General features: G+C 65.5%; 11 protein-coding genes and 1 tRNA gene. 10 read left to right on the forward strand and 2 right to left on the reverse strand.

All coding sequences use genetic code 11. The features are described from left to right. Nucleotides 1-485: 485 nt before the first annotated feature. A complete protein-coding gene (locus tag ISP25_RS06835; RefSeq protein WP_404612674.1) occupies nucleotides 486-659 on the reverse strand; it encodes an oxidoreductase-like domain-containing protein in 174 nt (57 codons plus the stop codon). A gap of 100 nt (nucleotides 660-759) precedes the next feature. Here ISP25_RS06835 and ISP25_RS06840 point away from each other — a divergent pair, with 100 nt between their 5' ends. The 3 genes from ISP25_RS06840 to ISP25_RS06850 all read left to right on the forward strand — a co-directional run bounded on the left by ISP25_RS06840 (nucleotide 760) and on the right by ISP25_RS06850 (nucleotide 5,425). Then, a complete protein-coding gene (locus tag ISP25_RS06840; protein ID WP_404612676.1) occupies nucleotides 760-1,860 on the forward strand; it encodes a glycoside hydrolase family 18 protein in 1,101 nt (366 codons plus the stop codon). Nucleotides 1,861-2,163: 303 nt separating this feature from the next. Then, nucleotides 2,164-4,476, forward strand: a complete 2,313-nt coding sequence (locus tag ISP25_RS06845) for a transferrin receptor-like dimerization domain-containing protein (protein ID WP_404612678.1) — start codon at nucleotides 2,164-2,166, stop codon at nucleotides 4,474-4,476. 289 nt (nucleotides 4,477-4,765) lie between these two features. Beyond that, nucleotides 4,766-5,425, forward strand: a complete 660-nt coding sequence (locus ISP25_RS06850) for a glutathione S-transferase family protein (protein ID WP_404612680.1) — start codon at nucleotides 4,766-4,768, stop codon at nucleotides 5,423-5,425. A gap of 722 nt (nucleotides 5,426-6,147) precedes the next feature. Here ISP25_RS06850 and ISP25_RS06855 read toward each other — a convergent pair. Beyond that, a tRNA-Arg gene (locus ISP25_RS06855) sits at nucleotides 6,148-6,224 on the reverse strand. A 115-nt stretch (nucleotides 6,225-6,339) separates the two neighbouring features. On the opposite strand from ISP25_RS06855, the gene amaB reads away from it, so the two are divergent. From amaB to poxB, 7 genes are all read left to right on the forward strand, one after another. Beyond that, entirely contained in the window at nucleotides 6,340-7,872 is a 1,533-nt protein-coding gene (gene amaB, locus ISP25_RS06860; RefSeq protein ID WP_404612682.1) for an L-piperidine-6-carboxylate dehydrogenase, read from the forward strand. 229 nt (nucleotides 7,873-8,101) lie between these two features. Next, the gene (locus ISP25_RS06865; protein WP_192154729.1) at nucleotides 8,102-8,398 is read left to right on the forward strand and encodes a DUF4190 domain-containing protein; all 297 of its coding nucleotides are present in this window, start codon (nucleotides 8,102-8,104) and stop codon (nucleotides 8,396-8,398) included. Between the two features lie 8 nt (nucleotides 8,399-8,406). Next, nucleotides 8,407-9,183, forward strand: coding sequence for an SDR family NAD(P)-dependent oxidoreductase (locus ISP25_RS06870; protein ID WP_404612684.1), 777 nt, complete (start codon nucleotides 8,407-8,409; stop codon nucleotides 9,181-9,183). 4 nt (nucleotides 9,184-9,187) lie between these two features. Further along, nucleotides 9,188-9,958 (forward strand): class I SAM-dependent methyltransferase, encoded by a 771-nt coding sequence (locus tag ISP25_RS06875; RefSeq protein WP_404612685.1) that lies wholly within the window; start codon nucleotides 9,188-9,190, stop codon nucleotides 9,956-9,958. A 133-nt stretch (nucleotides 9,959-10,091) separates the two neighbouring features. Continuing rightward, entirely contained in the window at nucleotides 10,092-11,129 is a 1,038-nt protein-coding gene (locus ISP25_RS06880) for a quinone-dependent dihydroorotate dehydrogenase (protein WP_404612687.1), read from the forward strand. A 10-nt stretch (nucleotides 11,130-11,139) separates the two neighbouring features. After that, complete coding sequence (gene murB / locus ISP25_RS06885; protein ID WP_404616281.1) at nucleotides 11,140-12,168, forward strand: UDP-N-acetylmuramate dehydrogenase; 1,029 nt, start codon at nucleotides 11,140-11,142, stop codon at nucleotides 12,166-12,168. A 466-nt stretch (nucleotides 12,169-12,634) separates the two neighbouring features. Continuing rightward, nucleotides 12,635-14,365 (forward strand): ubiquinone-dependent pyruvate dehydrogenase, encoded by a 1,731-nt coding sequence (poxB, locus tag ISP25_RS06890; RefSeq protein WP_404612689.1) that lies wholly within the window; start codon nucleotides 12,635-12,637, stop codon nucleotides 14,363-14,365. The last annotated feature ends 69 nt before the right edge of the window (nucleotides 14,366-14,434 follow it).

Genomic DNA, 14,434 nt, shown 5'->3' on the forward strand with positions numbered 1-14,434 from the left:
GCTGCCGATCTGGGGGCGGCAAGCGCGCTTGCCAATGCGCCCCGGACGTCTGCTTTGCTCCCTACCTTTGATCCCGCTTGCCGCGGATCTTCAGTACAAAGATTCCGTTCACGCTGAACGCAGGGATGCTCTGACTTTGCTCGTCATTCCTCCGGAGGCAGGACAAAAGCGAGCTATGCGAGCGTTGAACAGCCAAAGGCTGGCCCCAAAGGGGCGAGCGTAGCGAGTCATCCAGTGACTTTGTGTTCAATGGCCTGCAGGCACTGGATCCCAGCCTTCGCTGGGATCACGAGCAAGAGCCCGGTTGATCAAACCTTCCCTAGCTTGCGACAGCCAGCGAAGCGCCTCCACGGGCCCTTCGACTTCCTCGCCCCTCAGAGCGCGATCATCCTTGGACGCTCCCCCCGCGTCGGCCCATCAGGCCTACGCTCAGGGCGAACGGTCAGAAATACCAGACAGCCCCTTGAAGGGGAGTGTTGCAAAGCTCACGCGTCGGGATGCCGCGCCAGCCACGCCGCCAGCGCGGTGCGGTAGTACGTCAGTTGATCGTTGTACAAGTCGTAGATGCAAGGGTCGCAACCGTTGCCGCAGCACTCGCCGGGATCGGGTTCGGGCGGCGGCTTGGGACGCGGGTCGTCGGGGCTGTCGGTTGGGATCACGCGTGGCACTCGGGCAAATCCGGAGCGCAGTGTAATTCGCACTGGCCGTGCCGCCGAAGCGCTGCGATGATCGGAGTTCCCCCGTTGCGGAACTCCCACGATGCCATCGCGCTTTCGCCTCCCCCTGCTCTCCCTGCTGGCGATGTTCGCCTGCCCACTGATCGCACACGCCGGCCCCGAACACTATCGCGTGGTGGCCTACGACACCGCGCACCATCCGATTCCCGCGGCCGACGTGGACCGCATCGACACCCTGATCTTCGCGTTCGCGCACCCGGCCGATGGCCGCGTGACGCTCAATCCCGCAGCCCGCGCCCTGCTGCAGCAACGCATCGCGCTGAAGGCCGCACACCCGAACCTCACCGTGATGGTGTCGGTGGGTGGCTGGAGCGTGGGCGGCTTCTCCGAGGCCGCGATGACCGCGGAAAGCCGCCAGCGCTTCGCCGACAGCGCCGCCGCGCTGCTCGTGGACACGCATGCCGATGGCCTCGACGTGGACTGGGAATACCCCGGCCACCACGAATCCGGCATCGCCTCCAACCCGCAGGACCGCGAACATTTCACCGCGCTGATGAAGGCGCTGCGCGCCGCGCTGGACAAAGCCGGCCACGGCAAGCACTACCTGTTGACCATCGCCGCCGCCGACGGCCCGTTCGTGGACGGCATCGACCTCGCCGCCGTCGCGCCGTCGCTGGACTGGTTCAACATGATGACCTACGACTTCTGCAACGTGATGACGCCGACCACCTGCAACCACACCGGCCTGCACGCGTCGGCGCTGGCGCCGGCCGATGCACGCACGCTGTCGCGCGCGGTGCGGCAGTTCCTCGCCGCCGGCGTGCCGGCCGCCAAGCTGGTGCCCGGCGTGGCGTTCTACGGCCGCGAGTTTGCCGATGTCGATCCCGCCCATCACGGCATGTTCCAGAAATACGGCCACTACCAGGGCGGCCACGACTGGCCGGAACTCAAGGCCGACTTCATCAACCACAACGGCTACGTGCGCTACTGGGACTCGAAGGCCGATGCGCCGTTCCTGTGGAACGAAAAGACGCACCGCTTTATCACCTACGACGACCCGCAATCCATCGCCGCCAAGGGCGCGTACGTGAAGGCGCAGCACCTCGGCGGGCTGATGTACTGGGAACAGAGCAGCGATCCCACCGACGAATTGCTGCATGCGGTGTGGCAGGGACTGCAGTAACTCGCCACATCGGTACATGCCCGTTCCGCTCGTCATCCCAGCGAAAGCTGGGATCCAGTGACTTCAAACCACCCGCCATCCAGTCACTGGATTCCTGCTCTCGCAGGAATGACGAACAAAAAGCCGGTTGCTCCGACATTTCGCAGGAAACCCCACCGTTCGCCCTGAGCGTAGGCCCGTAGGGCCGAAGTCGAAGGGAACTCGCGACGACGCTTCGACTTCGCTTGCTTCCGCAAGCTACGCTCAGCGCGAACGGTGCCCTTGAACGGTGCCTTTGGTTGTTTGGTTGAAGGGGAGTTGTCCATGCCACACACGAACATCCGCCCGGCCTGCGCCCTGGCCTGCCTGCTCGCCACTTTCGCCACGGCAGCCGCCACACCCGCCAGCGATCAGGCCGGCACTAGCATGCTCGGCTTCACCAGCACTGGCGCCACGCAGGAACAAACCCTCGAGCAACGCTTCGACGCCCTGCTCAATCCCGCCGACCAGCGCGAGTGGCTGAAGCAGATGGCCTCGCAGCCCAACCAGGTCGGCTCCCCGCACGACAAGGCGAACGCCGACTTCATGCTGGCGAAGTTCCGCGCGTGGGGCTGGGACGCGCACATCGAAACCTTCGACGTGCTCTACCCCACGCCGAAGAAGGAATCGCTGCAACTGCTGGGGCCGAAGCCCTTCACCGCCAAGCTCAACGAGCCGCCGTTGCCCGGCGACGCCACCTCGGCCATCCAGCAAGGCGCGCTGCCGCCGTACAACGTCTACGGCGCCGACGGCGACGTCACCGCGCCGCTGGTCTACGTCAACTACGGCATGCCCGACGACTACACGGCGCTGGCCCGGCGCGGCATCGACGTGAAGGGCAAGATCGTGATCGTGCGCTACGGCGGCGGCTGGCGCGGCCTCAAGCCCAAGCTCGCGCAGGAACACGGCGCGCTGGGCTGCCTGATCTACTCCGACCCGCGCGACGACGGCTATTACCAGGGCGACACCTACCCCGAGGGCGGCTGGCGTCCCGCCGACGGCGTGCAGCGCGGCTCGGTGGCGGACATGCAGGTGTACCCCGGCGACCCCACCACACCCGGCTACGGCTCGGTGCCCGGCGCCAAGCACCTGGCGCTGAAAGACGCCAAGACACTGATGAAGATCCCGGTGCTGCCGATCTCCTACGCCGACGCCACGCCACTGCTGCAATCGCTGGGCGGCCCGGTGGCGCCCGCCGACTGGCGCGGCGCGCTGCCCTTCACCTACCACATCGGCCCCGGCACCGCGAAAGCGCATCTCGTGGTCGAATCGAACTGGGGCCGCCAGCCCGTCTACGACGTGATCGCCACGCTCAAGGGCGCCAGCGAACCCGACCAATGGATCGTCCGCGGCAACCACCACGACGGCTGGGTGTTCGGCGCCTTCGATCCGCTCGCCGGCAACGTGGCGCTGCTGGCCGAGGCCAAGGCCATCGGCACCCTGGTCAAGCAGGGCTGGCGGCCGCAGCGCACCCTCGTCTACGCCAGCTGGGACGGCGAGGAACCCGGCCTGCTCGGCTCCACCGAATGGGTCGAGACGCACGCGCAGGAGCTGCAGGCCAAGGCCGTGCTCTACGTCAACTCCGACACCAACGGCCGCGGCTTCCTCGGCGCGGGCGGCAGCCACTCGCTGCAGCACCTGGTGAACCAGGTCGCCGCCGGCGTCACCGATCCGGAAACCCACGTGAGCGTGCAGCAACGCCTGCGCGCGCGCATGCAGGTGCAAGGCGCGGCCAAGGGCGCAAGCGCACGCGCGAAGGACGACGCCAAACTCGCCGCCGGCGGCGGCGACCTGCCGATCGAGGCGCTGGGCTCCGGCTCCGACTACAGCGCCTTCCTCGAACACCTGGGCATCGCCTCGCTCGACCTCGGCTTCGGCGGCGAGGACGAAAACGGACCCGTCTACCATTCGGCCTACGACTCCTTCGACCACTACGCGCGCTTCGGCGACCCCACGTTCGAATACGGCGTAGCACTGTCCAAGGTCGCCGGCCACATCGTGCTGCGCACTGCCGACGCCAGCGTGCTGCCGCTGCGCTTCGGCGACTTCAGCGACACGCTGGACCGCTACGTGAAGCAACTGCACGAACTGGTCGACACCACGCGCAAGGCCACCGACGAACAACACCGCCTGCTCGACCAGCACGCCTTCGCCCTCGCCGACGACCCCAGCCACCCGCTGGCGCCGCCCGCGCGCGACTCCGACGTGCCGGCCATCGACCTCGCGCCACTGGACCAGGCCGCGCAAAAGCTGAAGCAGAGCGCGCAGGCCTACGAGGCCGCCTACCATGCACGCGCCGCCAGCGGACTCGACCTCACCGACGCCCAGCGCAACGCGCTGAACGTGCTGATGGGCCGCATGGAACAGTCCCTCACCAGCCCCGACGGCCTGCCCGGCCGCACCTGGTTCCGGCACATGATCTATGCGCCCGGGATGCTCACGGGTTATGGCGTGAAGACCGTGCCTGGTGTGCGCGAGGCGCTGGAGGCGCGGCGGTGGGATGAGGCGGATCGGTATGCCGTGGTCACGGCCAAGGTGCTGGATGGGTATCGTGCGCAGCTTGATCGGCTTACTGGGATGCTGAAACAGCCGCGTTGAGCGCAGCTGTGAAGGTGCCAGGGACAGAGCCAATCTGCCCTGCCCCGACTTACTTGCCGGCACCGGTTTCCAATGAAAGGATTGCTACGTGGTCGCCATCTTCGGGAAAGGCTGCAGGATTAGACGACAGGAATAGGCGGCGCGATCGGGGGGGGGGGAAGTCTTTGATTTGTGTGGAAAGCGTGCGATGACTAGAGCCCATATCGCTGGCTTAGGCTGCGGGATTAGGCTTCATTCAACAACCGAATTTAAGTTAGATGTGCATAGTCCATCTCGGTGATTCATATCCATGAGCCGTATCCTTTACTCTGGCACAAAGAATGCCTCTAGCTGGGCTTTCCGGGCTTGGTTGGCTCTTAAGGAGCAAGGCATTGAGTTTGAGGAATGCGTTGTTGACATTCGGGAACCCCAGCGCTTCGGTAACCTCGCCCGGATAGCTGAATTTTCACCGCCAGGGGCTGTGCCTGTATTCGTAGATGGCAACGCCATCATCTACGACTCGCTTGCCATCATGGAGTACGCCAACGACATTGGAGACGGCTCCCTTCTTCCGAAGGATATGAAGTTGCGAGCTCAAACGCGTTCCTTGATTGCTTGGCAACATTCAGGTCTTTCCAATATTTGTCCGCGACTCTCATTTGAAAGTTCGTTCTATCCTGATCGGCGTGCCATGACCTCTGATGAGGTAGCAGATGCAAAGCGGCTATTTGACGTTTTCGAGAGCGCACTCCAACGCAACGGCGGCCCCTTCCTTTTTGGCGCTTTATCACTCGCTGATTTGACGCTTGTTCCCACCTTGATTCGCATCATGTCGCATCGGCCAGACTCGGACGCGTGGCCGTTGACCCAGACCTGGCACAGCCTGCTACTGTCCAGGAATACTGTGCAAGAGTGGATGCAGGAGGCAATGAGCCTTCCACCCGTCTTGCTCGACGGCTACAGGGGTTAGTTCGATGCCTTGCGCGTCTAACAATTCATTCAAGCCGACGCTGCTTCGCGGCGCGGCTTAATTCAGGCGCCAGGTTAAAAAATGTGTCAGGTTAAAAAATGTGTCAGGGACATTTTCGCATGAGTTGTCCCGACACCTTTTGTGGATGTCATCGGCGCCACTTAATAACTCCAAAGCTGAACCACATGACTAGAATTTTCGCAGCGTCATTGCTAATCATCGCTAGCGGCGCAGTCAATGCGAGCCGCCCGGATCGCCCCATCATTTCTTGTGACAAGGCCCCGCTTTTGGCCGTCTTTCAAAAGCAACTTCCGGATCACATCCTGGCCACGACCGCCGACAAGCAGCCAAAGATCCTCTCGACGCTTCCGGTAACAGTTGCCGGGTCGCTCCACCGTCAAGCAATGACAAGCCTCGTATGTGTTGTCGTCGCACTCGACGCTACGGGAAAAGCGGAGGCCACGGAGGTCTCCTATCCCACCGGGATAAAGCTGAATCCTCAAGAACGTCAGCAGATACTTGAGACGGAATGGTCTCCTGCGGAACAGGAGGGGCAGGCTCGCCCATCGCTCGTAAGCATGACTTTCCAGTACGAGACGAGATAGCAGGTGAGCGGACAATTCGTTCGAGGTGGACGGCTTCGCCACCAATTGGCTCAAGCATCGCTGGCAGCTTCGCCCTCCAAAACGACAAGGCCGGCTTTCGCCGGCCTTCATCGCATCTGGTGACCCCGGCGCGATTCGAACGCGCGACCTTCCCCTTAGGAGGGGGATGCTCTATCCAGCTGAGCTACGGGGCCGAGGCGCGGATTCTGGCATGGAACGCGCCCCCTCCGGAACCGGCCGCGGGGCAGCCCCTGCTAGAATCCTCCTTTTGAAACGGGGCGCACGCACGCGTCCGGCACTGGAGTCCGCATGTCCCACAGCATCCTCTCCGCGCTCGGCCTGACCGAGACGAATTCCGGCACCTATCTCGGCAACGGCGAGTGGTCGAAGACCACGGGCGCCGGCGTGCTGGAGCCGGTGAACCCGACCACCGGCGAGGTGCTGGGCCGCGTGAACGCTTCCTCGCAGGCCGACTACGACGCCATCGTCGAGCGCGCCCAGGCCGCCTTCAAGGTGTGGCGCACCACGCCGGCGCCGCGCCGCGGCGAGGCGATCCGCCTGTGCGCCGACGCGCTGCGCGCGCACAAGGATGCGCTGGGCTCGCTGGTGGCGCTGGAGATGGGCAAGTCCAAGCCGGAAGGCGACGGCGAAGTGCAGGAGATGATCGACATCGGCGATTTCGCCGTGGGCCTGTCGCGCCAGCTGTACGGCCTGACCATGCACAGCGAGCGCCCCGGCCACCGCATGTACGAGCAGTGGCACCCGATCGGCCTGGTGGGCATCATCAGCGCGTTCAACTTCCCGGTGGCGGTGTGGGCGTGGAACAGCTTCATCGCGGCGATCTGCGGCGACATCAGCATCTGGAAGCCCTCGCCCAAGACCCCGCTGTCCGCCATCGCCTCGATGAAGATCTGCAACGAGGCGCTGAACAAGGCCGGCTTCCCCGACCTGTTCTTCCTGTTCAACGACGCCGGTAGCGCGCTGGCGCAGCAGTTCGTGGACGACAAGCGCGTGGGGCTGATCTCGTTCACCGGCAGCACCAAGGTCGGCCGCCAGGTCGGCGAGCGCGTGGCGCAGCGCATGGGCCGTTCGCTGCTGGAGCTGGGCGGCAACAACTGCATCATCGTGGACGAAACCGCCGATCTTAAGCTGGCGATCCCGGCCATCGTGTTCGGCGCGGTCGGCACCGCCGGCCAGCGCTGCACCACCACGCGCCGCCTGATCGTGCAGGAGTCGGTGTACGACGAGGTGCTGGCCAAGCTGATCACCGCGTACAAGCAGGTGGAAGGCAAGATCGGCGATCCCACCGACCCGGCCAACCTGATGGGCCCGCTCAACAGCAAGGAAGGCGTGGCCGCCTACCTCGACGCCATCGCCAAGGCCAAGGCTGCGGGCGGCAAGGTGGAAACCGGCGGCGCCGCGATCGAGCGCCCCGGCAACTTCGTGCTGCCGGCCATCGTCACCGGCCTGACCAATGACGCGGAGATCGTGCAACACGAGACCTTCGCGCCGATCCTGTACGTGATGAAGTACCGCGACATCGCGGACGCCATCGAGATGCAGAACGCGGTGCCGCAGGGCCTGTCGTCCTCGATCTTCACCACCAACCTGAAACGCGCGGAAGCCTTCCTCTCCGCCGCCGGCAGCGACTGCGGCATCGCCAACGTCAATATCGGCACCAGCGGCGCGGAGATCGGCGGCGCGTTCGGCGGCGAGAAGGAAACCGGTGGCGGCCGCGAGTCGGGTTCGACGGCGTGGCAGGCCTACATGCGCCGCCAGACCAACACCATCAACTACTCCGATTCGCTGCCGCTGGCGCAGGGCATCAAGTTCGATCTGTAAGCAATCGCACCTCTCTCAAGGCGGGCTGTCGCACATGGCCCATCCGAACGCACCCAGCTCGTCATCCCGGCACAGGCCGGGATCCGATGGCTTCAACGCCTGATCAGGCCACGATGTCACTGGATTCCGGCCTTCGCCGGAATGACGAGCAGAAATGCGAAGGCCTTCGGAGTCATGTGCGCTGTCCTGCCCTTGCAGGGAAGGGCCTCACCTTTCAAGGATCGCCGCCGTGAGCTACCAGCCGCCCCAACGCAGCACCACCAGCTCCATGGCCATCGTGAGCCTGGTGTTCGGCATCCTTGCCTGGGTGATGCTGCCCTTCGTCGGCGCGTTGATCGCGGTGATCTGCGGCCACCTGGCGCGTGGCGAAATCCGCCGTGCGCCCATCGACCAGCGCATGGAGGGCGATGGCATGGCCGTCGCCGGGTTGGTGCTGGGCTACGTGCAACTGACCGTCAGCGTGCTGGTGGTGATCTTCATCATCGCGATGCTGATCTTCGGCCTGGGCTTCGCGCATTGGCACTGACGTCACCGATGCCTGACGCACACGCCACCCCGCTTTTCGACTTCCACGGCTGGCGCATCGCCGTCGCCGGCGGCAGCAAGGGCATCGGCCGCAGCATCGCGCTGGCCTTCGCGGAAGCCGGCGCGGACGTATCCATCTGCGCACGCGGCGCGGAGGCACTCAAGACCACGCACGACGAACTCGCCGGCTTCGGCCACGCGACGCACGCGGCCAGTTGCGACCTTGGCGATGCAAACGCCATCGCCGCCTGGATCGATTCCACCGCGGACGCGCTGGGCGGCATCGACGTGCTGGTGAACAACGCCTCGGGCTACGGCTTCAGCGAGGACGACGAGGCGTGGCTGGCGAATTTCAACGTCGACTTGATGGCCGCGGTGCGCGCCTCGCGCTGCGCATTGCCGTACCTGCAGCGCTCGCCGCACGCCAGCATCCTGCACACCAGTTCCATCGCCGCCTTCCATCCGCGCCGTAACGGTTCCGCCTATGCCGCGATGAAGGCCGCGCTCAGCCACTACACCACCTCGCAGGCGATGCAGCTGGCCGGGCAGCGCATCCGCGTCAACGCCATCGCGCCGGGCTCCATCGAATTCGCCGATGGCCTGTGGGACAGGCGCAAGCGCGAAGAGCCCGAGTTGTACGCCGCCACGCTCGCCAAGATTCCTTTCGGCCGCTACGGCAAGCCGGAGGAAATCGCCCACGCTGCCCTGTTCCTCGCCTCGCCCTGGGCCAGATGGATCACTGGCCAGACTTTGTGCGTGGACGGCGGCCAGAACCTCTCAGGTTGATGCCATGAGCCAACTGCACAGCACCGAGCGCTTCAGCGACCGCGTCGCCGACTACGTGCGCTATCGCCCCGACTACCCCACCGCGATGCTCGACTGGCTGCATCGCGAACAAGGCGTCACGCCCGCGTGGAAGGTGGCCGACGTGGGCGCGGGCACCGGCATCTCCTGCAAGCTGTTCCTCGACGGCGGCCACGACGTGACCGCGGTGGAGCCGAACGCGGCGATGCGCGACGCGGCGCTCGCCTGGCTGGGCGGTAACCTGCGCTTCCGCGCCGTCGACGGCACGTCCGACGCCACTCACCTGCCCGATGGCAGCATCGACCTGGTGACGGTGGCGCAGGCCTTCCATTGGTTCGACCCCGCCTCCACGCGCCGCGAGTTCGCACGCATCCTGCGTCCGGGCGGCCTCGCCGCGATCTTCTGGAACTCGCGCCGCCTCACCGGCACACCCTTCCTCGAAGGCTACGAAGCACTGCTTCAACGCTACGGCACCGACTACACCAGCGTGGCGGAACGCTATGCCGACGACGACAGCATGCGTGCATGGTTCGGCGCTGGCTGGCGCGGCACCGTGCGCTTCGAACACAAACAGTCGCTGGATTTCGATGCGCTGCGCGGGCGCCTGATGTCGTCTTCCTATGCACCGAAGGAAGGCCATCCGCAGCACGTGCCGATGATCGCCGCGCTGCGCGAGCTGTTCGAGCACTGCCAGCAGGACGGCCGCATCAGCTTCGACTACGACACGCGCATCATCGTCGGTACGCTTCAGCCTTAGCTCGTTATCCCAGCGAAAGCTGGAATCCAGCGACTGTAATTTCCTGAAAACCATAGTCACTGGATTCCTGCTTTCGCAGGAATGACGAGCAAAAAAACCGGTCAGCCGGACCTTTATTCTACCGAGACACTTCATGTACGACCTGCTCCGCCCGCTGCTGTTCGCGTTGGAAGCCGAGACCGCACACGGCCTCACCCTCTATGGCCTGGACGTGGCCCATCGCAGCGAGCTGATGCGCTTCGTCGCCAGGCCTGCCGACGAACTGCCGGTGGAAGCCTTCGGTATCCGGTTCCCGAACCCCGTCGGCCTTGCTGCCGGCCTGGACAAGAACGCCGACCACCTCGACGCGCTGGGCGCGCTGGGCTTCGGTTTTGTCGAAGTGGGCACGGTGACGCCGCGACCGCAGCTGGGCAACCCGAAGCCGCGCCTGTTCCGTCTGCCGCAGCACGAGGCCATCATCAATCGCATGGGCTTCAACAACGCGGGCGTCGACGCGCTGGTGCGCAACGTGGACAAGTCCGGCTACCGCGGTGTGCTCGGCATCAACATCGGCAAGAACAAGGACACACCGAACGAGCACGCGGTGGACGACTACCTGCTGTGCCTCGACCGCGTGTACGACCGTGCCACCTACATCACGGTGAACATCTCCTCGCCAAACACGCAGGGCCTGCGCGACCTGCAGGAAGAAGCCACGCTGCGGCGCTTCGTCGCCACGCTGCGCGAGCGGCAGGAACAGCTTGGCTCGCAAAGCGGCAAGCGCAAACCGATGCTGCTGAAGATCGCGCCCGATCTTTCCGAACACGAACAGGACGGCATCGCCGAAACCCTGCTCGCCACCGGTATCGACGGCGTGATCTGCACCAACACCACCATCGACCGCGCGCTGGTGGCCGACGATCCGCGCGGCAGCGAAACCGGTGGCCTGTCCGGCAAACCGCTGTTCGCGCTTTCCACCGACGTGCTGCGCGGTATGCGCCGCCGCCTGGGCGAACGCATGCCCGTCATTGGCGTAGGCGGCATCCTCGACGGCAGCGACGCGGCGGAAAAACTCGACGCAGGCGCCAACCTGGTGCAGATCTACTCCGGCCTGATCTACCGCGGCCCGCGCCTGATCGCCGAATGTGTGGATGAGATCCGCCGTCAACAGGAAACCTCGCATGCCGCCTGAAAAGACCGACATGGGCGGCTACACGCTCACCGAAAACGCATCGCTCGCCAACCGCAACACGCTGCGCGTGAACGCCCGCGCGAAGTTGCTGGCCGAGTTGCGCGACGCCAGCAAGCTGCCCGAGCTGCTGGGCTTTCCTGCCGTGCGCCACGCGCCGCTGCTGGTGCTGGGGGAAGGCAGCAACCTGCTGCTCGCCGGCGATTTCGACGGCACCGTGCTGGCGATGGAAACCCGCGGCGTGCAGGTGGAGCACGACGGCGACGTCGCACGCATGGCGGTGGCCGCCGGCGAACGCTGGGACGACTTCGTGCGCTGGTCGCTGGGCCAGGGCTACGCAGGATTGGAAAACCTGATCCAGATCCCCGGCACAGTGGGCGCCGCGCCCATCCAGAACATCGGCGCGTACGGCACCGAGGTCGCCGAGTTCATCGAGAGCGTGGAGGCCTGGGACACCCGCGAGCATCGCGTCGCCCAGCTCGACCGCGCCACGTGCGCGTTCGGCTACCGCGACTCGCTGTTCAAGCGCGAGCCCGGCCGCTACATCGTCACCGCCGTGCGCTTTGCCCTGCCCCGCTCGCGCGAACTCAGGCTCGACTACGCCGGAATCCGCGAGGAACTGGCGCGCATGGGCGTGGCCAAGCCCGCGCCGTTCCACGTCGCCGAAGCCGTGGTGCACCTGCGCACGCGCAAGCTGCCCGACCCCGCGGTGATCGGCAACGCCGGCAGCTTCTTCAAGAACCCCGTGGTCGATGCCGCGCAAGCCGCTGTGCTCAAGCAGGAGCACCCCGAACTGCCCGCATGGCCGCAGCCCGACGGCCGCAGCAAGCTCTCCGCCGCATGGCTGATCGAAGCCGCCGGCCTCAAGGGCCAACGCGAAGGCGACGCCGGCATCTCCAACCGCCATGCGTTGGTGCTGGTGAACCACGGCCACGCCAGCGGCGGCGAACTGTGGGCCTTCGCGCAACACGTGATCGCCACCGTGGCAGCGAAGTTTGGCGTGCGGCTGGAGCCGGAACCGGTGGTAGTCGGCGCGCGCTGAGGGCTCGATCAAGATCTCTGCGTTGCTCGCGCAGCACAGCCTGATGGCGAGCCGGAAAGCTTTCGGTTTCCCTCAACCCCAGATGTTTCCCTCAGTTCCCAGATACCGCGTGGTATGGCCGCTGTGCAGGACGTGTCGCCATGAGTGGTTCCAACTTCCTCTACGCTGCCTGCTTGTAGTTCAGGCGGATTGAATCAGGCCGTTTCCCTGGGTTACTTCTCTTGACTCCGGGCATCCTGCCCTCCGCCCTTCGGGTCGGCTTCGCCGTTCGCCACTGCTCCTGCAGTGGCGCGGGCCTGCAAAGAAAAGGGACTCGAGCGCCGGCAGGCGACCGAGACCGCCTTGTTCCTTGCAACAGCACAGAACTTCTCTCCCGCAAAAATTAAGAAAGCGCGTCGGGCGCCCCTTCACGCTGCCCGAAGAACCCCCATGCCAGCATGACCGCTCCCCACCCCAGGAGCGCCTCATGGCCATCCGCAACGTCGCCGACGTGCTGGTCGAGACCCTCGCCAACGCCGGCGTACGCCGCATCCACGGCGTGGTCGGCGACAGCCTCAACGGGATTACCGAATCGCTGCGCCAGCGCAAGGAGATGAGCTGGATCCATTACCGGCACGAGGAAGCCGCCGCCTTCGCCGCGGGCGCCGAATCGCAGCTCACCGGCCAGCTGGCGGTATGCGCAGGCTCCTGCGGCCCCGGCAACCTGCACCTGATCAACGGCCTCTACGACGCGCAACGCTCACGCACGCCGGTGCTGGCGATCGCCGCGCACATCCCCTCGGTGGAGATCGGCAGCGGCTACTTCCAGGAAACCCATCCGCAGAACCTGTTCCAGGAATGCAGCCACTACTGCGAACTGGTGAGCAGCCCCAGCCAGATCCATCGCGCCGTCGAGATCGCGGTGCGCACTGCCGTCGTCCAGCGCGGCGTGTCCGTGCTGGTGATACCAGGCGACGTCGCGCTGGCCGAATCCTCCGGACCGGTCGCCGATGCAGCCAGCCTGTTGCCCGTGCCCGCCACGGTGGTGCCTTCGCACGACCAGCTCGACAAGCTGGCCGCACTGTTGTCCGGTGGCCGCAAGATCACCCTGTTCTGCGGGCGTGGCTGTGCCGGCGCGCACGACGCGGTGATGGAACTTGCCGAAACACTTAAGGCGCCAGTGGTGCACGCGCTGGGCGGCAAGGAACACATCGAGTGGGACAACCCCAACGACGTCGGCATGACCGGCCTGATCGGCTTCAGCTCCGGCTACCAGGCGATGATGGATTGCGACACTCTGCTGCTGCTCGGCACCGACTTTCCCTATCGGCAATTCTTCCCCAGCGATGCGAAGATCTGCCAGATCGACTTGCGCGGGGAGAACCTGGGCCGCCGCTGCAAGCTCGATCTGGGCCTGGTCGGCGACGTCGGTGCCACCGTCCGGGTACTGCTGCCGCGCCTCAAGCCCGTGCGCGACGACAGCCACCTCAAGGCCAGCCTCGCCAACTACCGCAAGGCACGCGAAGGGCTGGACGAACTCGCCACCGGCAAGCCGGGCCAGAAACCCATCCACCCGCAATACGTGGCGAAGGTGGTCGACCAGGTCGCCAGCGAGGACGCGGTGTTCGCCTGCGACGTCGGCACGCCCACGATCTGGGCCGCGCGCTACCTGCGCATGAACGGCAAGCGCCGACTGCTCGGCTCCTTCGTGCACGGCTCGATGGCCAACGCGATGCCGCAGGCGATCGGCGCGCAGACCGCGTATCCGCAGCGCCAGGTGGTCAGCCTCTCCGGCGACGGCGGCTTCGCGATGCTGATGGGCGACCTGCTCACCCTGATCCAGCACAAGCTGCCGGTGAAGATCGTGGTGTTCAACAACGGCACGCTGGGCTTCGTGGAGCTGGAGATGAAGGCTGCCGGCTTCCTGCCCACCGGCGTCTCATTGGACAACCCCGACTTCGCCGCCATGGCGCGCGCCATAGGCATCCACGGCGTGCGCGTGGATGATCCTGGCGACCTGGAAGCTGCAGTGCGCGAAGCCTTCGCACACGACGGCCCTGCCCTGGTCGACGTGGTCACCAACCGGCAGGAACTGTCGATGCCGCCGAAGATCCAACTGGAACAGATCAAGGGCTTCAGCCTGTGGGCCCTGCGTACCGTGATGAACGGCCGCGGCGACGAACTGATCGAACTGGCGCGCAGCAACCTGCGGCTATGAAGACGCAAGGCCCACTCGCCAGATTTAGCGAGGACTCTCATTTCGCTCGTCATCCCGGCCTACGCTGGA

It is taken from the genome of Rhodanobacter hydrolyticus (assembly GCF_044904645.1).